The organism is Bacillus benzoevorans, assembly GCF_014207535.1.
Taxonomy (GTDB): Bacteria; Bacillota; Bacilli; order Bacillales; family Cytobacillaceae; genus Bacillus_BD; species Bacillus_BD benzoevorans.
On the sequence record NZ_JACHGK010000001.1, the window covers coordinates 209,882 to 231,218 of the forward strand.

The window sequence follows — 21,337 nt, forward strand, 5'->3', positions numbered from 1 at the left end:
TTATGAGATGAAAAAACTGTTGGAATTCCGGCAGTTTTTTTGCCTTTCTTCCAAATCCAAAGCATCCTCTTTGTCCCGTTGTTTCTGATCCGGGCCGCCGTATAGATCTGAAATCTCTTCAGCGAGTTCATCTAAAAAATCATTTGAAAATAACGGCTTTTTTCCTTGCGGCATCTTGAACTCTCCCTTCCATTTTCTTTTTATATTTACTTTTATCCAATACAGGAGTATTATAATCAACAGTTTCGAATTTCTAAATCGCTGAAACCAAAATATGGTACGGGGGAACCATTTTCATGGGTTATATTCATATACCCTTGGGGTGAATCCTTAATTAGGTAGGGCTACTCAAAGGCCCGAATCCGACAGCTAACCTCGTAAGCGTTTATGAGAAGGAAGGTGAAGCTTGTGGGGCAGGACTTCTAATGTCTACAAGTCTATTTTACTATGGCTTGTAGGCATTTTTTATTTTATAAAGGTTTTTTTGAATTTATTAACCCTCAATGGTGAAACTACATTTAACAAATTGGTGGTGAGGATCATGGCTTTAAAAAGATTATTAATTGGCCGCCCTTTGAAATCAACTGAACTAGGTGAACAAAAGCTAAATAAAGCAAAGGCATTAGCTATTTTATCCTCTGACGCCTTATCATCAGTCGCCTATGGACCGGAGCAAATTTTGATTGTTCTCGTGACAATCAGCATGGCGGCATTTTGGTATTCGCTTCCAATCGCCATTGGCGTGTTAGTTTTGTTAACTGCTCTGATCCTGTCTTATAGACAAATAATTTTTGCTTATCCGCATGGCGGAGGAGCATATGTTGTTTCAAAGGAGAACCTCGGAGTAAACGCAGGATTAATAGCCGGCGGTTCGCTATTGGTTGATTATATTTTAACCGTAGCCGTGAGTGTATCGGCCGGAACGGATGCGATCACTTCTGCGTTTCCTGCTTTACATGAACATAATGTACTTATTGCCATTATATTCGTTGTTTTTATTACCCTCTTGAATTTAAGAGGTGTAACAGAATCGGCAACGATTTTGGCTTATCCTGTTTATTTGTTTGTCATTGCTTTATTTATCTTAATTGGTGCAGGTTTATATCAAATTGCTGCAGGGTCGGTTTCTCCTGAGCTCCATACACCTGTGGGTACACCGATTGCCGGAATTAGCTTATTTATTCTATTAAGGGCCTTCGCCTCCGGAAGCTCGGCATTAACAGGTGTTGAAGCGATTTCGAATGCCATTCCGAACTTTAAAGAACCGGCACCTGTGAATGCGGCCAAAACATTAACGGCGATGGGGGCATTGCTCGCTTTATTGTTTTCAGGAATTGTCGTCTTAGCTTATTATTACGGAATATCTCCGAAGGAAGAAGTAACGGTTGTTTCGCAGATTGCAGAAGAAATATTTGGAAGAAATTTCATGTACTTCTTCATCCAAGGGACAACTGCTTTAATTTTAATTCTTGCGGCTAATACAGGATATTCAGCCTTTCCTTTATTGGCTGTAAATTTGTCGAGAGATAAGTTTATCCCCAGAATATTTACCGTTAGAGGGGACCGCTTAGGCTATTCAAATGGCATTATCATCCTTGGTTTATTGTCCATCCTGTTAATCATTGCCTTTCAAGGACAGACAGAGCAGCTGATTCCATTGTATGCTGTCGGGGTGTTTATTCCGTTTACCTTATCACAATCCGGGATGATGGTGAAGTGGATTCGCGAAAGGCCCGCTGGCTGGGGAGTAAAGCTGTTTATTAATACAATTGGTGCTTTGATTAGTTTCACTGTAACCATTGTATTCTTCCTGACCAAATTTGCTCAAGTATGGCCAGTGATTATTTTTCTGCCCATCATCATTTTGACTTTCTATCAAATTCATAAACACTACGAATCAGTTGGAGAACAATTAAGAACAGCTTCGCTGGTGTCTAGTATCCCGATTGCCGGAAATGTGATGATTGTACCGGTGGCCGGAATCACCCGGGTTGTCGAAAATTCGATCAACTATGCAAAATCACTGAAACCAGATCAGATTATTGCGGTTAATGTTGCCTTTGACAGAGAGTCAGCGAAAAAGCTGGAGGAAAAATGGGCAAAGTGGCAGCCTGAGGTAAGACTTGTCACGCTGTATTCATACTACCGCAGTATTATCCAGCCATTGTCTAAATTCATCGATACCATTGAGCGAAAATCAAGTGAATCTCACTATCAGGTTACAGTGATTATACCGCAATTCATTCCAAAAAAGGGCTGGCATAATATTCTTCACAATCAATCAAGTATTTTAATCCGCACTGCTTTGCTTTATCGGAAAAATGTAGTGATTACAACGGTCCCTTATCACTTACAAAAATAGTGTCATTTGTTTTTTAACAAAAACAGGCGGAGAGAAAATATCTCACGCCTGTTTTAATTTGGAGATCAGCCTTTCATGATGTCAGCAATGATTTCGAAAGAACGCAGCCGCGCTTGATGATCAAAAATTTGCGCGTTGAACATGATTTCATCAACTTGGGTTTCTTGGGCTAATGTTTCAATTTCTTTCTTCACTTTTTCCGGGCTGCCAATAATCGTAAGACTTAGTTTATGCTGCAGTATCGCCTTTTCATAGTCGCTGCACATTTCATCCATATTGTCCACTGGAGGCTCAAGAGGTCCTCTCGTATTACGGATGAGGTTTAAATGATATTGTTTTAATGTTGTGGCTAAATAGGCTGCTTCTTCATCTGTATCAGCAGCAATGGCATTGACACAAACCATCGAATGCGGCTTATCCAAACTACCAGAAGCACGGAAGCTTTGTCGATATAATTGAAGTGCCGGCAATGTATTTTCCGGTGAAAAATGACTGGCGAAAGAAAACGGCAGTCCGAGAATCCCGGCAAGCTCTGCGCTGTAGCCGCTTGAGCCTAAGAGCCAGACAGGAATATTCAAGCCTTCTCCCGGAATAGCTCGAACTCGCATTTCTCTCCCCATATTTTCAGGCTGGAAGTAGGAGCGGAGTTCAGCAAGATGTTCTGGAAAATCCCGTCCATCGCTCATAGGTCCTCTTCGTAAAGCATAGGCCGTCATTTGGTCTGTACCTGGGGCTCTTCCAATGCCCAGATCAATCCGTTCAGGGAACAATGATTCAAGTGTCCCAAATTGTTCGGCAATAACAAGCGGCGAGTGGTTAGGGAGCATGACCCCGCCAGAACCTACTCGTATGGTTGAAGTATGTGACGCCACATGTCCGATTAACAATGAGGTAGCTGAACTGGCAATTCCGGTATTGTTATGATGTTCTGCAAGCCAATAGCGGTGATAGCCCCATTTTTCTGCATGGACTGCCAAATCTGCCGTATTTTTAAAGGAATCTGCTGCTGTACCGCCTTTTAAAACAGGTGATAAATCAAGCACAGAATATGTTATATCGCTTAGTTGTTTTTTATCCATTTCATCCTCTACTTTCCCTATTAAATGATCATATTTTATTGTTATCACAATCATTATACATGAAATATTCTTACAATACTTTTTAAAAAAGGCTTTATATGCACTAATTAGCCGTAACTTTTACTTCTTTGCTAAGAAAGAAAAGGTAACTAACAATCGAGATGAAGATGGACACTGCTGATGCCATATAGATGATACTATAGCCAAATGAATGGGCGATTTGCCCAAAAACAATCGCTCCAATGCCTATCCCCAGGTCAAAAAAGGAAAAAAAGGTGGCATTAGCCATACCGCGGCGGTTTGCCGGTGTTTGTGCAACAGACCAGGCCTGCAGGGCCGGCTGCAACGCACCGAAACCGCTCCCGTAGAGAATAGCTGCTGTAAATAATACAGCATTATTAGGCAGCCAGGATAACAGAAGCATAGCGGTTAATATCAACAACGCCCCTGGTATAAAAACAGCACGGTGTCCTTTTTTATCATAAAGCTTTCCAGCGAAAGTCCGGGTTAACATAAGGGCAAGGGCGTATAAAAGGAAATACAACTGAATCCCGGTAACGCCATTTTCAATCGCATATAATGGAAGGAACGTGGCAATTCCGCCAAAGGTAACGGTTATGAACATCATAAGCCAAGAAGGCTTTACGGCACTTTTTTCATAAAAGTCCCACCTTTTTCCTGCTGCTTGTTTTGTATGGTGTTCCGCTTTTTTGAACTTTATGGGTATTGATAATAATAGAGCCATGAGTCCAAAGAAGGCACAAGTGAAGAACAGCATTTTAAATGAGAATTCTTCTGCTAAAATCAGCCCAAGTGATGGTCCGATCGCCATGGCTAAATTACCTGATACACCAAAGAAACCTAATCCCTCTCCCCGTTTGTCAACAGGGATTAAATCGGTTGCGATCGTTCCTGCAGCAGTAGTTGAAAACCCCCAGCCGGCCCCCTGAATGATCCTCATAATAAATAAAAAGAGAATGCTTAGTGTAAAGGCGTATGAACCTACGGATAAGACAAAAATGGCAAGCCCTGTCAAATAGACCAGCGCTCTTCCTTTTGATTCTAAAGCGTGTCCGGCGATGGGGCGAAGTATAAGCGCGGAAAAGGTAAAAATTCCAACAACCAACCCGATAAGCTGATTATTCCCTCCTAGTTCTTCGATAAATAAAGGAATCGTCGGTAAAGTCATTTGAAATCCCAAAAATACAAAAAAGTTAGCCATACAAATTAAGCTAAAGTCCTTCGACCAGATTTTTCCCTCTCCTTGGGGGCCTTCAATTGGCTGTGTTTTTTCCATCATACATAAGGCCATCCTTTCCTATCATCGTAGTTCATATTGTACATTATTTGTCTATAAGATTCTAAATATATTACTTGCAGATTATGAGTTATACTTATCCCTTGCATTCTTTTGGGAATCTTTCTAATGAAACACGAAAAAACCTCTTGAACAGAGGCTTTGCTAATTCCAGTTCTCATATATAACATTTCCGCCGGTAAAATCAATCGTGTTTCTTTCTCCTTTATAAAGAAGCTTCCCTTTTTCCTCGACAATAAAGTTTTCATAGGTGAAGACCCTGCCGCCATCGGGCAGAGTAACAATGACCTTTTCCCCAAGTTTCTCTTTAGGAGCATCCACCCTGATTAATGATTGTGAATAAAAGTAGAATGAAAGAAGGACGGCGCAAAGTGCTGCGATAACATAAAGGATCCAGATTGGAAAAACACGTTTCTCTTGTTCTGAGTAATGCATGTTGACCTCCTGTCTTTTTACATGAACGTTAATCCCTATCATTACGGTATGCAGGGAGATCTTAATAAATGATAGGGTAGGCTGTTGAAAAATTTGCATAAATGTGGAACTTTTCTTGCTGCGATACGTATATAGGTTATCTCGAAAAATGGGGAGGAGGGATATAATGTGGATCTATTCGGAATGTCGCTTGAATCGGTTTATTTAATTGCTTTATTTGTTTCAGGTGCAGCTATTCTTCTTTATATGTTATTCGGTGATGTCTTAGATGGAGCCGGAGAGTTTTTCAATCCGACACTCATTTTGGCTTTTATTACGATTGGGTCTGCGGCAGGTTATATCTTTGAAGCATATTCTTCGATGAATAGTGTCTTTATTTTGCTTATCTCATGCGTTATCGCTTTTATTATTACCGCAGGCTTAAACCTTTTCATCCTTATTCCACTGTCATCTGCAGAGGAATCTCTAGCCTATACAGAACAATCATTGAAGGGGAGAATAGGCAAGGTGATCACATCGATTCCTGAAGATGGATTTGGTGAAGTATTAATTGAAAACGCCTCCGGCAGAATTGCCAAACCGGCAACGGGATACAAAAAGGAGGCGATTCAGGAAGGAACAAATGTATTAATTGTTGAAGCAAAGAATGGTGTCCTTTATGTAACCATGTACGATGATCTATATAAGGAGGGTTTTTAGAATGCTGGGTTTATGGATTGTAATTGGAATTGTAGTTTGCTTATTGATGGCATTAATTGGCGTATTTGTTGCCAAATACCGGACCGCGGGACCGGACGAAGCGCTGATTGTGACCGGCAGTTATTTGGGCCGAAAAAATGTTCATATCGATGAATCAGGAAATCGGATCAAAATTATCCGCGGCGGCGGGGCTTTTATTCTTCCTGTATTCCAACAGGCACAGCCGTTAAGTTTGTTATCCAGTAAATTAGAGGTCTCTACACCTGAAGTATATACGGAACAGGGAGTTCCGGTCATGGCAGATGGGGTGGCCATTATCAAAATTGGCAGTTCAATCGGTGAAATTGCTACTGCTGCCGAACAATTTCTTGGTAAAGCAACCGCAGACCGTGAAAATGAAGCAAGGGAAGTATTAGAGGGGCATTTACGTTCGATACTCGGATCGATGACGGTGGAGGAGATTTATAAAAATAGGGATAAATTTTCTCAAGAGGTACAAAGAGTAGCTTCACAGGATTTGGCGAAAATGGGACTTATCATTGTTTCATTCACGATTAAAGATGTTCGTGATAAAAATGGCTATTTAGATTCGCTGGGTAAACCGCGAATTGCTCAGGTTAAGAGGGATGCCGATATTGCCACAGCTGAGGCAGAAAAGGAAACGCGGATTAAACGTGCTGAAGCAGCAAAAGATGCGCAAAAAGCTGAACTAGAGAGAGCCACTGAAATTGCAGAAGCGGAAAAAATAAATCAATTGAATATGGCTGATTTCAGGCGGGAACAGGATATTGCCAAGGCCCGTGCCGACCAGGCCTATGACCTGGAAACGGCAAAAGCTAAGCAGGAAGTCACGGAACAGGAAATGCAGGTAAAAATTATTGAAAGACAAAAGCAAATTGAGTTGGAAGAAAAGGAAATCCTCAGAAGAGAGCGGCAATATGATTCAGAGGTCAAGAAAAAGGCCGATGCGGACCGCTATGCGGTTGAACAAGCTGCAGAGGCAGAAAAAAGAAGACAAATTGCTCAAGCGGATGCTAATCAATACCGTATTGAATCACAGGCCAAGGCTGAAGCTGAAAAGGTTCGTGTTGATGGATTGGCTAAAGCTGATGCGCAGCGGGCACAAGGGGAATCAGAAGCAGAAATTATCCGTTTGAAGGGATTAGCTGAAGCAGAAGCAAAACGGAAGATTGCCGAAGCATTTGAACAATTTGGTCAGGCCGCTGTTCTCGATATGGTATTAAAAATGATGCCGGAATATGCGAAACAAGTAGCAGCACCGCTTTCTAATATTGATAAAATTACAGTAGTTGATACAGGAAGCCGCGGACCAAATAGCGGTGCCAATAAAGTAACAGGCTATGCGACTGATTTAATGGCTACGATGCAGGAGACCCTCAAGGCTTCATCTGGCATTGATGTAAAGGAATTATTGGAAAACCTGTCGGGAAAAGGGAATATTCGCCAAAGTCTCGATGATATAACCATGGAATTAAGAGAGCAGAAGGATTCGAAAGTAGAATAAATAAAACAAATCGAATAGAACATATCAAGGCTGACCGCTCTGGTTGGTCTTTTTTTTGCTTGCAAAAAAGGACAAGTACTAATGAAAAAACCTAAATTTGTGTATTTGTCTATCGCATAATCGGGCGATGGTGAATAGGATATATGGAATTTAGATAAGGAGGTCTTTAACATGTCAGGAGAATGCGGGTATGGAGGCGGATTTGCCCTTCTAGTTGTTTTATTTATTTTGTTAATTATCATTGGTGCTTCTTGGGTTTACCCATGTTAATCAGTAAATACGAATAATGAAATGAGAAGGGGGAGTTTTTAAATGTTCGGATATGGATTTGGCTATGGTGGCTGCGGCTATGGCGGCTATGGCGGATGTGGATTTGGCGGAGGAGCATTCGCTTTAATTGTTGTTCTATTCATCTTATTAATCATTGTAGGTGCATCTTGCTTTAAATGGTAATTCGAAAGAAAAAAGAGGCTCTGCTTGAAAAGCGGCAGCCTTTTTTATTCAAACATTTGTCTTTTCTTTTAAAAAGAAATATTGCAAACTGTCTCCTGTAAAGCTAAGATTAAAACTATGAGTAAAAAATGAAATGATTTGGGTTTAAAGTGAGGAACATTTATGTCGAAAACATTTAAAGAAGAAGTACAATCACGACGTACATTTGCCATAATTTCCCACCCGGACGCAGGGAAAACGACATTAACGGAAAAACTGCTGCTTTTTGGTGGTGCTATTCGTGATGCAGGGACGGTAAAAGGGAAAAAGACAGGCAAATATGCAACAAGTGATTGGATGGAAATTGAGAAACAACGCGGAATTTCCGTAACGTCTAGTGTGATGCAATTTGATTATAAAGGGGCACGGGTTAATATATTAGATACCCCAGGGCACCAGGATTTCAGTGAAGATACATATCGAACGCTGATGGCAGTAGATAGTGCTGTAATGATTATTGATTCCGCAAAGGGGATAGAAGAGCAAACGCTGAAATTATTTAAGGTTTGCCGTATGAGAGGAATCCCAATCTTTACCTTTATTAACAAATTAGATCGCGAGGGAAGACCTCCGCTTGAATTGCTTGCTGAGCTCGAGGAAGTCATGGGGATCGAATCATATCCAATGAATTGGCCGATTGGAATGGGGAAAGAGTTTCTTGGAATTTATGATCGTTTTTATAATCGCATCGAGCAATTTCGTGTTGATGAGTCTGAGCGTTATCTGCCATTAAATGAGGATGGCGAAATTGAAGGGGAAGCCAAAATTAAGCAAAACAATCTATATGATCAAATGCTGGAGGAAATCATGCTGCTGGATGAAGCAGGAAATGAATTCTCCAAGGAAAGAATTGCAGATGGTTCCTTAACACCGGTATTTTTCGGCAGCGCCTTAACAAACTTTGGTGTGCAAACGTTCTTAGAGACTTATTTACAATTCGCACCTTCTCCACAACCAAGGGAATCGACGATAGGTAAAATTGACCCGCTTTCTGAGAATTTTTCCGGCTTTATTTTTAAAATTCAGGCAAATATGAATCCGGCACACCGGGATAGAATTGCCTTCTTGCGTGTTTGTTCAGGAAAATTCGAGCGGGGGATGACAGTAAATATTCCGCGGACAGGAAAGCAAATGAAGCTGGCTCAGTCGACGCAGTTTATGGCTGATGACCGCAGCACGGTGGATGAAGCTGTGAGCGGAGACATCATTGGTTTATATGATCCAGGTACGTATCAAATTGGTGATACGTTAACAGTCGGCAAAGAACAATTTCAATATGAAAAACTGCCCCAATTCACACCGGAGCTCTTTGTCCGCGTAACGGCGAAAAATGTAATGAAACAAAAGCATTTTCATAAAGGAATACAGCAGCTTGTTCAAGAAGGAGCGATTCAGCTGTACAAAACGGTCAAAACGGATGAATATTTACTTGGAGCCGTCGGACAGCTGCAATTTGAAGTGTTTGAGCATCGAATGAAGAATGAGTACAATGTCGATGTAGTAATGGAGCATCAAGGATCGAAGATTGCCCGCTGGATTGAAAATGAAGAATTTAATGAAAATCTATCAAGCTCCCGCAGTCTTCTCGTCACGGATCGCAATGGCAAAAAGGCCTTCTTGTTTGAAAATGACTTTGCTTTAAGATGGTTCCAGGATAAAAATCCAGAGATTAAGCTCTATAATCCAATGGATTCAGAACAATAACAGATCGTGTGGTTTGTGCAGTTAATGAAAAAAGTCCGGATTTCCGGACTTTTTGCCATTTTCATTTAACTTTATTCAGCAAACCCCGGTCGAAAAAGAGTGCGCCTCCGGCGAGCCTTGCATTTTTTAAAGGAAATTTTTCGAGCAAGCTCGCGAGTATCGGGCGCAAATACGCCAAGGCGTATTTGATAATTACGGTTGATTTCTTCCCGATAGATGAGCCTGAGCCTGCTGCACTAAACGTTTTGTAATTTCTCCTCCAACAGAACCGTTCGCGCGGGAAACGGTATCAGAGCCTAAATGAACACCAAATTCCTGGGCGATTTCATATTTCACTTGATCAAGATATTGCTCGATACCGGGAACAAGCAATTTATTACTGCTTCTTGCCATTCTACTCAACTCCTTTGATTACTCGTTTACAGAGACTAATATTACTCTGTAATAGTATTATGATGCAAAAATTCATTTTCATAAGTGGTAATAATTTTCGTTAGTGGCAAAAAACTAAAACTTTACCATTGCGTTTTGGCAGCTTTGAACATAGCTTAAATAAAATTTTTATTATTTTTTCCTATAATTCTTTAAAAGGCAGGAAATATTCATTAAGATAGGATTAGTTCGATCTTAGAAAGGATCTACTTTACAATGTTGAAAAAACTAAAGGTAAAATTGGACAACATCACTCCTGCACAGGCAATACTATCCTTTTATTTTATTGCTGTTACGGTTTCAGTCCTGCTTTTAAGCATTCCTGCTGTTCATCAGGAGGGAGTAAAGGTATCCTTAATGGATACTATCTTTACGGCTATTAGTTCTGTAAGTGTGACCGGATTGAGTGTTATCAATATATCGGAAACCTACAGTGTATTTGGTATCTTTGTATTAATGTTTGTTTTCCAATTTGGCGGGATCGGTGTCATGTCGCTAGGGACATTCTTTTGGCTCATTTTTGGTAAGAAAATCGGTTTACGGGGCAGACAGCTGATTATGGTGGACCATAATCAAACCAGCCTTTCCGGACTTGTTGCCCTGATCATTGAAATTTTGAAAATGATTTTGCTGATAGAGTTTGTTGGGGCATTGGTTTTAGGGTTTCATTTCTTACAGTATTATCCGACCTTTTGGGAAGCGATGTTAAATGGCTTGTTTATGTCTGTCAGCGCCACCACTAATGCTGGTTTGGATATTACCGGTGCCTCCCTGATGCCGTTCGCGAATGATTATTTTGTCCAATTAATTAATATCATTCTGCTAACATTGGGGGCGATTGGATTTCCGGTATTGATTGAGGTCAAAAATTACCTGTTTCATAAAGAAGAATCTTCACTGCCCTTTCGCTTTTCTCTTTTTACCAAAATCACCACTATTATGTTTGCCGGATTGCTTATTATCGGGACATTGTTGATTTTGCTATTAGAATTCCAGCACTTTTTTAAAGGAATGGTTTGGCATAAATCCTTATTCTATGCCTTTTTTCAGTCAGCAACGACACGCAGCGGCGGTTTGGCGACCATGGATGTTAGTGAATTTACTAGTCCGACCCTGTTAGTCATTAGTTTATTGATGTTTATTGGTGCCTCTCCTAGTTCTGTAGGGGGAGGAATCCGGACAACAACCTTGGCCTTAAATATTTTGTTCCTTTATCATTTTGCCCGCGGGAGAAAGGACATTAAAATCTTTAGGAGAGAAATTCATGAAACGGATATTTTGAAATCATTAGCTGTGACGATTTTGGCTGTCATTATTTGTTTTACGGCGGTCGTGATCCTCTCTATTACGGAGGAACATTCACTGCTTGAAATTATTTTTGAAGTTTGTTCCGCATTTGGTACAACCGGATTATCGATGGGGATCACCGCTGATTTATCATTTTTGGGAAAATGGGTCATTATGCTCCTGATGTTTATTGGGAGAATTGGACTTGTTTCTTTATTGCTTCTACTAAGGGGAAGAGGACCGGATAATGAGGTGAACTATCATTATCCTAAGGAAAACCTTATAATCGGGTAGCTGGCAGCTAAATCATCATGAAAAAGACAGGGACGGGTCCCTGTCTTTTTCAATCACTGCTATTGCTTACGTTAATAGTTGGATGCATAAATGGCGCAGTTTGTTTTAGTTTCTGCTTTTCCAGTAATTCTTTGTTGGCATCTGTATTCCAGCCAATATCATTCGTGGGATGCACCCATTCACTTCCTGCCATGACCGCCGGGTCGGTTTCCGTACTCCAATTTTCTAATGGGGATTCCTTAGATGTGTAAAAGCTGTCTCCAATGGTTACACCATGCGAGTTAACAAATGGAGGCTGCATATCAATTGGGGTATCTTTAAAGCTTGGCGCATTGATTTGATGCGGCAGAGTCTGATTGATCGCCATTGTTTTTTGGACTTTCTTTTTCATTAGCACTCATTCCTTTTTAGCTTATTTTTTCACGGAAAAGGCGTTTTATGAACTGTAAAATAAGGAAGGATTTTAAAGGCATGAAACTTTCTGCTAAGTGAAAAGATAAACGATATTAAGGCATTTTTGCCGAGAGACAAGAGGAGGAAAAACCTTATGGCTAAACGAAAAGCAGAATTTGATGCAGCAGTAAAACATAGTAAAACACCGAGAAAGAATATGCAGGAAACAGAGTTTTCATCTGAATTCAGCCACGGTGAAAATCCAATAAAAGGTGCTAATCGCAATTCAAAGCAGGGAAGAGAAGGGAGAAGTTAAAGCTTTGAAAAAGAAAAACGCGCAGAAAAGTGAAAATACTCATGTTGAATTTGGAATGGAATTTGGCGATCTCAATGCAGCTAAACAGTTTGAAATCCCTTTTATGAATCAGAAGAAGGGGACAAAAAAGAAATAAATGAAATGAAGCTGGCTTAAGGGATAACCAAGGGAGCCAGCTTCATTGCTATTTAAGTGATTATTTTACCTTGACCGGATCAAGTGTTACTAGCATAGGTTTTTCTGCTGCAGGATTAAAATAAACAAAAAGCAGCATCGATTTTTTTACAAGAGTGCCATCGGTTAAATACTGATCGATGTCAAATGAGACAGGTTCGATTACTGTATGTTTAAATAATTCCTTTTCATCTAATTCTATTCCATTTAATAAAGCAGGATTCTCGATGATGCCTTGATAATAACCTGTCCGTTCCTGCTTCGTCAGACCTTGCTCCCACCATGGTTTTCTTGGTTTATATTTATGGCGGGAAAGATAGTCGTACTTCATCATGTCACGGATGGTATCGATGTCTGCTGCACGGCTATAAACAAGAAATTCATCCAATCGCTTGAATAAATCCTCTAATTGATGTCCGATCCGTGACCAGCTCATGTTTTCCCAATAGCTGCCGAAGTCCTGAAAGAAATCAAAGGCTGAAGGGAAGAGATTCGTGACAATATATTCAATGCTATGGTCCATACGATGGTCATTCCAATATTTTTCCAAGACATCTTCTACTTGTTTAATGCGGATCACATCATCAAAGGGCAGTACCCTGTTGCTTAAGATTTCATAGGGGGCATTCTCCATATAGACATATTGATACTCATCAGCTTGCCTGCGCAGCCCGGTTCCCCGCAGCATTTTTAGAAATCCCAGCTGTAATTCTTCAGGACGCATTTCAAATACATCATTAAATGTTTTACGAAAAGAATCGTAATCCTCCTCAGGCAGGCCGGCAATTAAATCAAGATGTTGATCAATCTTCCCTCCGTTTTTCACCATCGTTACCGTACGCGTCAGTTTTTCAAAATTTTGCTTCCTTTTTACAAGTTCGTTTGTATAATCATTCGTTGACTGTACACCGATTTCAAAACGGAATAGACCTGGTGGAGCTTCCTTATTCAAAAATTCAATGACTTCTGGACGCATGATGTCTGCCGTTATTTCAAATTGAAAAACGGTTCCCGGCAAATGTTCATCAATTAAGAACTGGAAAATATCCATTGCGTAGCTTCTGCTGATATTAAAGGTCCGATCGAGAAATTTAAAGGTTTTAACACCATTCTTCATTAAATAGCGGATTTCATCTTTAATAAATTCACGGTCAAAGTATCGAACACCGACCTCAACAGAAGATAAACAAAACTGGCAGTTAAACGGACAGCCGCGGCTTGTCTCAATATAGGCAATTCGTTTGCTTAAGGAAGGGACATCCTCAGGAAAGCGAAAGGGTGAAGGAATGGTGCGTAAATCTATTTTATTTATCTGTGGATTAAGCTTCAGTTCACCACTGCTTTTTCTGAAACAAATTCCTCCAACTTGATCAAAATGATTTTCGCCTTCTAATTCCTGCAGCAGCTGTTTGAACGCTGCTTCTCCTTCTCCGGTGATAATAAAATCTACTGCCTTTATCTTTTCCATCCATTCGCGTGCATCGTAGGAAACTTCCGGTCCTCCGAGGACTATTTTTATATTAGAATCAATTTTCTTTAGCAATTGAATCACTTTAATCGTTTCTTCCATATTCCATATATAACAACTAAAACCGATGACATCCGCTTTCATGCGATATAGATCTGTCACTATATTCATAATTGGATCTTTGATGGTATATTCTGTTAATTCTATTTCATATTCCGGCTGCGCATAGGCCTTTAAGTAACGAATGGCTAAATTAGTGTGAATAAACTTGGCGTTAATCGAGGTACAGATAATTTTCATGCAAACAATACTCCTTCAATATTATTAAAGCATTCTCCTATGTATTGTATATTATAGAAGAAAAAAACGAAATCTATTTAGAAAGTATTGAAAAACCCTTCCAAAGAGGAAGGGTTGAAGATATTAAGATACTACTAAAAAAGATAATACATTTGCCATCAAGTAGACAAGAACACAAGCGAATAGCAATACAATCATACTATGCTTAAGAACATATTTCATGACACTGGATTCTTGTCCGACCTGTCCGGTAGCACCCGTTGCAACGGCTAGTGATTGCGGAGATAAAACTTTACCGATATCAGCACCGATAGCGTTTGCACTTACAGCTAAAGTTGGATTCATACCAATCGATAATGCAGTTTGATGCTGCAACGAGCCGAACAATACATTTGCGGATGTACAGGAACCGGTAACAAAGCCGCCAAGATAACCTAGCATTGGTGCAAAGAACGGGAATAGTGCACCTGTTTGCGCTAATAGCAATGCGATCGTTGTAATCATTCCTGATGAATTCATTACATAGGCAAAGGCAACGACAAATGCGATGGTTAGTAAAGATAATTTAAGATTGCTTAATGTTTCAAACAATGTAGCAGCCCAGTCTTTCCATGAAATTCCTAAGAGGAATTTAGATATAACGGCTGCGAATAAAATTGCTGTACCTGGTGTGGCTAAAAAAGTGATGGCATACGTTGCAGCAATTGGTACTCCTTCACCATTCAAAATATTATTATGCAGTAATGGTACTTCCGGTGCAATAGAGAAGAAAGCACCGATGGAATTGATTGCTTGTAAAATTCCATTTTCTCCCGTGTAGCTTCCAGTTAGGGCAGTTTTCACAGCCGGAAGCGCCCAAATAACGACCATAACCATTAATGTAATAAAAGGTGCCCATGCACCTACTATTTGGCCTGCTGAATGCTTGGCTTCTTTTTTATGTAAAGGAGCCTCGGAAGCTGCAGCAACTTCGTCTTGCGGAAAGTGATAGATTTGTTTCGGTTTCCAAACTCTTAAGAATAATACAAGTGCAGCTAATGAGACTACAGCTGCCAAAATATCCGTTAACTCAGGTCCGATTAAGTTTGAAACTAAAGATTGTGTTAAGGCAAAGGATACACCAGAAACAAGAATGGCGGGAATAATTTCCATTGTTTTTTTGAAACCGCTCATAATCACAACGATATAGAACGGGATGAGTAATGAAATGAATGGCAAAATTCTGCCGACCATTGCGGATAAATCCCCGACTGGAATTCCGGTAGGACCAGAAATGGCAATGATCGGTGCTCCAACGGCTCCGAAGGCAACGGCAGACATATTAGCAACTAAGCAAATCCCTGCTGCCATGAGAGGGTTAAAACCAAGTCCTACTAATATCGCCGCAGAAATAGCCACTGGTGCACCAAATCCTGCAGCACCTTCTAGAAACGCTGAAAATGAAAAGGCGATAAGTAGGATTTGCAGCCGTCTATCATCTGTTATAGATACGATAGAACTACGAATGATATCAAATTTTCCGGTTTTCACTGTTAAATTATAAAGGAAAACAGAGCAAAGAATGATCCAGCAAATCGGTATCAAACCAAAAATAGCACCTTGTGTAGCAGACATGATTGGCAGCATCAGGGGCATCTTGTAAACAATTGCAGCAATAATAATGGTAATGATTAAAGTAAGCAGACTTGCTTTCCATGCTGCCATTTTTCGAGCAATCACCAATAAAAAAACAATGATTGGAATTAAGGCCACGATGGCTGAAATTCCTAGATTGCCTCCTATTGGCATAAAGTTTTGAACATATTCCATCAATAGAACCTCCACTTTGCTTTTAATTTATTTTGTTTCTCGAGTAAAGCATTAATGCATACTATAAGAGAACCTCCTTGTCAGTAAACGGTTTCATTCCATCTTTAAATAAATAAATTCATTTAACCAACGTTAGCAAATAAGGTCATCTGATGACTAGATAACCTTACTAGCTAGAATTATAATGGGGGTAAATATAAAAAACAATATGTTTGTGAAAAAATTATGAACTTTATTTGTATTAAATATGTTAAATTAACGATATAATTTTGATAACATGGGATTAGATATCGTTCTTGGAAAGGGGGATTCTGATGCAATATAAACAAATTAAACCAAAAAAGATTTATGAGGAAGTTGCTGAGGCTTTGCATGAAGGGATTCGCAGTGGAGTGCTTAAACCTGGGGATAAGTTGGATTCTGTGCAGCAATTAGCGGAAAATTTCCAGGTTGGGAGATCTGCTATTAGAGAAGCATTATCTGCATTGAAAGCAATGGGGTTAATTGAAATGAGACAGGGAGAAGGCACCTATGTCAAACAATTTGAGGAAAGCAGTATAAAATTTCCTCTTTCAACTGCTATGCTGATGAATAAAGATGATGTGATGAATTTGCTCGAGGTCAGAAAGATAATTGAAAAAGGGGCAGCGATGTCTGCAGCATTAAGAAGAACACCAGAAAATATAAATTTGATGAAGGAAGCACTAGAAGAGATGAGGACTGCACATGGAAATGAGGAATTAGGTGAAAAATCCGATTTGAAGTTTCATCTTGCTGTTGCCTCTTCTACCCAGAATTCAATATTGGTCAAGCTATTGAATGATGTATCTGATTTAATGCAGCAAACAATGAAAGAGACAAGGAGAATCTGGCTTTACTCTAAACATACGACCGTTGAACAGCTTTATGAAGAGCATCTTGCGATTTTCGAGGCAGTTCTGGAGAAAAATGAAGATAAAGCGAGAAAAGCAATGGAAACTCATTTAAATAATGTTGAGGTAATTATACAAAAATATTTTGATGAAACTAGGATTGATACTAAATAGAGGGGTTCTTATGACATTGAACTCCTCTATTTGCAGAAAAAATAGTTGAAAACCATTTCAATTCAGTGTATAAGTAATAAATGTGAACATTTTTTAACATCGAGTCATCAGATGACCTGTTGATTATATTAACAGATCATAATTAAATAATTCTCTGAATTATTGTCTTCTTTTAGAAAAATATAAGATAAATGATTTGTCATTTAGAAAGGGCTGAAAGAAATATGAAAGTATCTCTATTTGGAACATGTCTTGTCGATATGATGAAAGCGGATATTGGCATCGCAACAGTAGAATTATTAGAACATTTAGGCTGTGAAATAGATTATCCAGAAGGTCAGATATGCTGCGGACAGGCAACCTATAACAGTGGATACTTAGGCGAGACCATACCTGCTATGAAAAAAATGATCGATACATTCCAGGATTCTGAATATGTTGTCAGTCCTTCAGGTTCATGTACCTATATGCTGCATGAATATCCACATATATTTAAAGATGATCCTATTTATGGGCCAAAGGCGAAAGCATTTGCGGAAAAATCCTATGAATTAACACAGTTTATTGTCGAAGTTTTAGGAATTGAAGATGTTGGTGCAACCTTCAATGAGAAGGTCACTTACCATCCATCCTGCCATATGACAAGATTACTTGGGGTGAAAGAAGCACCATTAACACTGTTAAGCAATGTAAAAGGATTAGAATTCACAGAGCTGCCTGGAAAAGAACAATGCTGCGGCTTTGGCGGAACTTTCTCCGTTAAAATGGGGCAAATCTCAGAGAAGATTGTTGATGAAAAAGTGGATCATGTAAAAGAAACTGGAGCTCAAGTTTTAACTGGTGGCGACTATGCCTGCCTAATGAATATTAAAGGGCGTTTGGAAAGACTTGGTGTACCAATTAAAGTCATGCATATTGCGCAAATATTAAACAGCCGTTAACAAAGATGAAGGGAGGAAGTAACTATGGCAATTAAAACAAAATATGCTGAGGAAAAGTTTAAAGTTCGGGTTGGAGAGGAAGTAAAGGATTCCTTTATGAGAGGAGCTGTAGCAAGTGCTACAGATACCATTAATGGCAGAAGAAAGAATGAAATAGAAGAATTAGGAAATTGGGAAGAATGGCGAAATCATGCAGAAGAAATTCGTCAACATGTCCTTGAAAATTTAGATTACTATTTATACCAATTAAGTGAAAACGTATCTAAAAAAGGCGGTCATGTTTTCTTTGCTAAAACTGCCGAAGATGCTACAGACTATATTAAAGATGTAGTGAAAAAGAAAAATGCGAAAAAGATTATTAAAGCAAAGTCCATGGTAACGGAAGAAATCAGTTTGAACCATAAGCTTGAAGAGGCCGGCTGTGAAGTGGTTGAAAGTGATTTAGGAGAGTTTATTTTACAATTAGATGATAATGACCCGCCTTCACATATTGTGGTACCAACTTTGCATAAAAATAAAGAACAGATGCGGGATGTATTTGAAAAGAAACTTGATTATAAAGGCTCCTCAAAGCCTGAAGAGCTCGCTTTGTGTGCCCGTCAAATCCTGCGGCAAAAGTTTCTGGAAGCAGATGTCGGTGTTATCGGCTGTAATTTCGCTGTCGCTGAATCAGGTTCCACGACATTGGTTACAAATGAAGGAAACGCGGACCTTGTTTCCGATCTTCCCAATACACTAGTTGTCTGTATGGGGATGGAGCGTCTTGTCCCAACCTTTGACGAAATGGAAGTCTTGGTAGGGATGCTGACAAGAAGTGCCGTGGGCCAAAAATTAACAAGTTATATTACGAACTTAACAGGTCCGCGCCAGGAAGGTGATGTTGACGGTCCTGAGGAATTCCATTTAGTCATTGTCGATAATGGCCGTTCTGATATTCTTGGTACTGAATTCCAGTCTGTACTACAATGTATCCGCTGCGCAGCCTGTATTAATAACTGCCCGGTATATCGTCATATTGGCGGTCATTCTTATGGATCAATTTATCCAGGTCCAATCGGGATTGTGTTAACTCCGCTTTTAGATGGATACGAAGGAAATAAAGAACTTCCTTACGCATCAACATTGTGCGGAGCTTGTACAGAAGTATGTCCGGTTAAGATTCCGCTGCATGAGTTGATTAGAAAACACAGACAGATTATTGTCGAGCAAGAAGGAAAAGCGCCATTCTCCGAAAAAATGATGATGAAGGCCTTTGGTATTGGAACATCGAATTCATCTCTTTATAATTTAGGTTCCAAAATGGCACACACTGTAGTAAAACCTCTTACTACTGGCAATAAAATTACAAAAGGTATCGGACCGTTAAAAGAGTGGACAGATTATAAAGATATGCCGATGCCGAATAAGGAAAGATTTAGAGATTGGTTTAAAAACCGCTCAAAAGGAGGGAAACAGTAATGCCAGGAACTGTTCAAAATCGTGATGCTTTTCTCGATACTATCGCCAACCGTCTTGGCCGCGAGAGAAAAACAAATGTAACGCTGCCAAAATGGAAGTATAATCCTCAGGAAGAAGTCTATAAAGGTGCTTCAAGCGACGAGCTTTTAGAATTATTTATAAAGCACGGAACTGGAATCAACTGTGAAGTTTTTGTTGCGGACAAGGCACATGCCGCTAAAATTGTGCATGATAGAATTAAGGAATTGGGCGGCGGTCCTGTTGTAACGTGGAAAGACTCCCGCTATGAAGAATCCTTTGCTCTTGGAAAGCTTTTTAAAGAAGAACTGCCGCAAGAAAAAATTGAAGTGTTCGAGTGGAATTCTGATCTTGGCCGGGAAAATATTGAAAAAGCGAATCATGCCAATATCGGGATTACAATTAGTGAGATTACTTTAGCAGAATCAGGTACAGTTGTTGTATTCAGCGGTAAAGACAGAGGGAGAACAGTAAACTTTTTACCGGAGTACTCCATTGTTTTAGTTCCGAAGAGCACGATTGTGCCGCGTATGACGCAAGCGGCGAAGATATTACGTGAAAAGGTGAAAAAAGGTGAAGTAATTCCTTCATGCATCAATTATATTACTGGACCAAGTAAATCTTCTGATATCGAAATGAAACTGGTAGTAGGGGTTCATGGACCAGTAAAATTAAATTATATTGTTGTGGAAGATTTATAAAATAAAGTAAAAACTGTCACGCATCCAGCGATGACAGTTTTTTTATGAAAAAATTATAATGTTTTGTTTCAGTTTCTTTTCAGTTTGCCTGACTATACTGCAAACATAGAGAAAAATAAGGGAGGAAATATTAGTGAAGAAACTGATATTAATCACATCGGCAATTCTTTTATTATTCGGGTTGTCCTTTGGCGTGACGGTCATGGCTGATGACGATGAACATGAGCGTGAGGATCATGGGAAATACGAAGGATATGAAAAACAGGAAAGCTGGAAATATGACGGAGAAGAGAAAAAACGAGACCATGAAGATCATGAAGACGATGATGATGAGTATGAATACAAAGAAAATAATCAGATCGGGGAATACAATTCATACGTGCAATCGGAACAGACAGGTTATTGGAATATTTGGACAAGAGAGGTTGTTAATCATTCATCAACAGCTCTTCCTGTATTAACACCGTCTACTATCTCATTGACAGTGAATAACAAACCAGTAGAAATTTACGGAGTTCCGCAAAACGGACAGCTGCTCGTTTCCGCAGAGAAGCTGGCAGAGAAACTGGGCGCTGAAGCAAAGGTGTATACCATTAGTAAAATAGTCAAAGTAACAAAAGGTGAAAATGAATTAATTATTCGCTCCGGTTCAAATGCCGCCTATGAAAACAGCGTAAAAACACCAATGCCGGCAGAGGCTGTTTACTATGAAAAGTCTGTTTATATCCCAATATGTGTATTGGCTAATGCTCTTGGCTACCGGATTGACTGGGCAGAAGCAGAACAAAAAATAAATCTAGTGAGTATTTAAAGGGAGGAATATAAGATGAACGGAAAAACAAAGGCAAAATGGGTTGTAGGGGTAACGGGTACCATTTTTTCGGCATTTGTGCTAACACAATTTGCGGCTGGAGGAACTGATGCAAATAGCAGCAAGGACCAGCTTGATACAGTCCAGGCTGCAAACATGTCTGAGGAAGAAAAAAAGCTCACGCAATTAGACTGGAGCAATTTTACGACATCTTCCATTAGCTATTCAGAATCGAATATGCAGCAAAGCGACAGGCAGACAAGGCGATCATAAGG

General features: G+C 39.7%; 23 protein-coding genes and 1 riboswitch. Of the genes, 15 read left to right on the top strand and 8 right to left on the bottom strand.

Annotation, left to right across the window (positions count from 1 at the left end; genetic code table 11):
* Complete coding sequence (locus tag HNR53_RS01125; protein WP_184521664.1) at positions 1-174, bottom strand: hypothetical protein; 174 nt, start codon at positions 172-174, stop codon at positions 1-3.
* 75 nt (positions 175-249) lie between these two features.
* Positions 250-399: riboswitch (cyclic di-AMP (ydaO/yuaA leader) on the top strand.
* Positions 400-541: 142 nt separating this feature from the next.
* Between HNR53_RS01125 and HNR53_RS01130 the strand changes: the two genes are divergently transcribed.
* Positions 542-2,362 (top strand): APC family permease, encoded by a 1,821-nt coding sequence (locus tag HNR53_RS01130; protein ID WP_184521668.1) that lies wholly within the window; start codon positions 542-544, stop codon positions 2,360-2,362.
* A 65-nt stretch (positions 2,363-2,427) separates the two neighbouring features.
* Here the strand turns inward: HNR53_RS01130 and HNR53_RS01135 are convergent, their stop codons facing one another.
* The 3 genes from HNR53_RS01135 to HNR53_RS01145 form a co-directional block, all read right to left on the bottom strand.
* On the bottom strand, positions 2,428-3,441 hold the full coding sequence (locus tag HNR53_RS01135; protein WP_184521671.1) for an LLM class flavin-dependent oxidoreductase: 1,014 nt from the start codon (positions 3,439-3,441) through the stop codon (positions 2,428-2,430).
* A 103-nt stretch (positions 3,442-3,544) separates the two neighbouring features.
* Positions 3,545-4,741 carry an MFS transporter gene (locus HNR53_RS01140; protein WP_377802070.1) on the bottom strand — a complete coding sequence of 399 codons (1,197 nt, stop codon included), beginning with the start codon at positions 4,739-4,741 and terminating at the stop codon, positions 3,545-3,547.
* 162 nt (positions 4,742-4,903) lie between these two features.
* The gene (locus HNR53_RS01145; protein ID WP_184521674.1) at positions 4,904-5,194 is read right to left on the bottom strand and encodes a hypothetical protein; all 291 of its coding nucleotides are present in this window, start codon (positions 5,192-5,194) and stop codon (positions 4,904-4,906) included.
* Between the two features lie 168 nt (positions 5,195-5,362).
* On the opposite strand from HNR53_RS01145, the gene HNR53_RS01150 reads away from it, so the two are divergent.
* The 5 genes from HNR53_RS01150 to HNR53_RS01170 all read left to right on the top strand — a co-directional run bounded on the left by HNR53_RS01150 (position 5,363) and on the right by HNR53_RS01170 (position 9,614).
* Positions 5,363-5,893, top strand: coding sequence for an NfeD family membrane protein (locus HNR53_RS01150; RefSeq protein ID WP_184521677.1), 531 nt, complete (start codon positions 5,363-5,365; stop codon positions 5,891-5,893).
* 1 nt (position 5,894) lies between these two features.
* Positions 5,895-7,418: a flotillin lipid rafts scaffold protein FloT gene (floT, locus tag HNR53_RS01155; RefSeq protein ID WP_184521680.1), complete on the top strand. Its 1,524-nt coding sequence runs from the start codon at positions 5,895-5,897 to the stop codon at positions 7,416-7,418.
* A gap of 171 nt (positions 7,419-7,589) precedes the next feature.
* Positions 7,590-7,688 (top strand): YjcZ family sporulation protein, encoded by a 99-nt coding sequence (locus HNR53_RS01160; RefSeq protein ID WP_184521683.1) that lies wholly within the window; start codon positions 7,590-7,592, stop codon positions 7,686-7,688.
* Positions 7,689-7,730: 42 nt separating this feature from the next.
* Complete coding sequence (locus HNR53_RS01165) at positions 7,731-7,871, top strand: YjcZ family sporulation protein (RefSeq protein WP_184521687.1); 141 nt, start codon at positions 7,731-7,733, stop codon at positions 7,869-7,871.
* Between the two features lie 162 nt (positions 7,872-8,033).
* Positions 8,034-9,614, top strand: a complete 1,581-nt coding sequence (locus HNR53_RS01170; RefSeq protein WP_184521690.1) for a peptide chain release factor 3 — start codon at positions 8,034-8,036, stop codon at positions 9,612-9,614.
* Between the two features lie 192 nt (positions 9,615-9,806).
* Here HNR53_RS01170 and HNR53_RS01175 read toward each other — a convergent pair whose 3' ends face one another.
* The gene (locus HNR53_RS01175) at positions 9,807-10,007 is read right to left on the bottom strand and encodes an alpha/beta-type small acid-soluble spore protein (protein ID WP_184521693.1); all 201 of its coding nucleotides are present in this window, start codon (positions 10,005-10,007) and stop codon (positions 9,807-9,809) included.
* A 255-nt stretch (positions 10,008-10,262) separates the two neighbouring features.
* Here HNR53_RS01175 and HNR53_RS01180 point away from each other — a divergent pair, with 255 nt between their 5' ends.
* Positions 10,263-11,627, top strand: a complete 1,365-nt coding sequence (locus tag HNR53_RS01180; RefSeq protein ID WP_184521696.1) for a TrkH family potassium uptake protein — start codon at positions 10,263-10,265, stop codon at positions 11,625-11,627.
* A 49-nt stretch (positions 11,628-11,676) separates the two neighbouring features.
* Here the strand turns inward: HNR53_RS01180 and HNR53_RS01185 are convergent, their stop codons facing one another.
* Positions 11,677-12,018 carry a DUF3905 domain-containing protein gene (locus HNR53_RS01185; RefSeq protein ID WP_184521699.1) on the bottom strand — a complete coding sequence of 114 codons (342 nt, stop codon included), beginning with the start codon at positions 12,016-12,018 and terminating at the stop codon, positions 11,677-11,679.
* Positions 12,019-12,174: 156 nt separating this feature from the next.
* Here HNR53_RS01185 and HNR53_RS01190 point away from each other — a divergent pair, with 156 nt between their 5' ends.
* Together HNR53_RS01190 and HNR53_RS23370 are read left to right on the top strand one after the other, a co-directional pair.
* On the top strand, positions 12,175-12,336 hold the full coding sequence (locus HNR53_RS01190; RefSeq protein ID WP_184521702.1) for a hypothetical protein: 162 nt from the start codon (positions 12,175-12,177) through the stop codon (positions 12,334-12,336).
* Positions 12,337-12,340: 4 nt separating this feature from the next.
* Positions 12,341-12,472 (top strand): hypothetical protein, encoded by a 132-nt coding sequence (locus HNR53_RS23370; RefSeq protein WP_281391613.1) that lies wholly within the window; start codon positions 12,341-12,343, stop codon positions 12,470-12,472.
* A gap of 60 nt (positions 12,473-12,532) precedes the next feature.
* On the opposite strand, the gene HNR53_RS01195 is transcribed toward HNR53_RS23370, so the two are convergent.
* Together HNR53_RS01195 and HNR53_RS01200 are read right to left on the bottom strand one after the other, a co-directional pair.
* Complete coding sequence (locus tag HNR53_RS01195) at positions 12,533-14,278, bottom strand: B12-binding domain-containing radical SAM protein (protein ID WP_184521705.1); 1,746 nt, start codon at positions 14,276-14,278, stop codon at positions 12,533-12,535.
* Between the two features lie 123 nt (positions 14,279-14,401).
* Entirely contained in the window at positions 14,402-16,087 is a 1,686-nt protein-coding gene (locus tag HNR53_RS01200) for an L-lactate permease (RefSeq protein WP_184521708.1), read from the bottom strand.
* 314 nt (positions 16,088-16,401) lie between these two features.
* Here HNR53_RS01200 and HNR53_RS01205 point away from each other — a divergent pair, with 314 nt between their 5' ends.
* From HNR53_RS01205 to HNR53_RS01230, 6 genes are all read left to right on the top strand, one after another.
* Positions 16,402-17,133: a FadR/GntR family transcriptional regulator gene (locus tag HNR53_RS01205; RefSeq protein ID WP_184521711.1), complete on the top strand. Its 732-nt coding sequence runs from the start codon at positions 16,402-16,404 to the stop codon at positions 17,131-17,133.
* 224 nt (positions 17,134-17,357) lie between these two features.
* Positions 17,358-18,074, top strand: a complete 717-nt coding sequence (locus HNR53_RS01210) for a (Fe-S)-binding protein (protein WP_184521714.1) — start codon at positions 17,358-17,360, stop codon at positions 18,072-18,074.
* Between the two features lie 24 nt (positions 18,075-18,098).
* Entirely contained in the window at positions 18,099-19,532 is a 1,434-nt protein-coding gene (locus tag HNR53_RS01215; protein ID WP_184521717.1) for a LutB/LldF family L-lactate oxidation iron-sulfur protein, read from the top strand.
* Positions 19,532-20,251 (top strand): LutC/YkgG family protein, encoded by a 720-nt coding sequence (locus HNR53_RS01220; RefSeq protein ID WP_184521720.1) that lies wholly within the window; start codon positions 19,532-19,534, stop codon positions 20,249-20,251. The genes HNR53_RS01215 and HNR53_RS01220 overlap by 1 nt, the downstream gene beginning before the upstream one ends.
* Positions 20,252-20,384: 133 nt before the next feature.
* The gene (locus tag HNR53_RS01225; RefSeq protein ID WP_184521723.1) at positions 20,385-21,062 is read left to right on the top strand and encodes a stalk domain-containing protein; all 678 of its coding nucleotides are present in this window, start codon (positions 20,385-20,387) and stop codon (positions 21,060-21,062) included.
* A gap of 15 nt (positions 21,063-21,077) precedes the next feature.
* Positions 21,078-21,335 (top strand): hypothetical protein, encoded by a 258-nt coding sequence (locus HNR53_RS01230; protein ID WP_184521726.1) that lies wholly within the window; start codon positions 21,078-21,080, stop codon positions 21,333-21,335.
* Positions 21,336-21,337 lie beyond the last annotated feature (2 nt).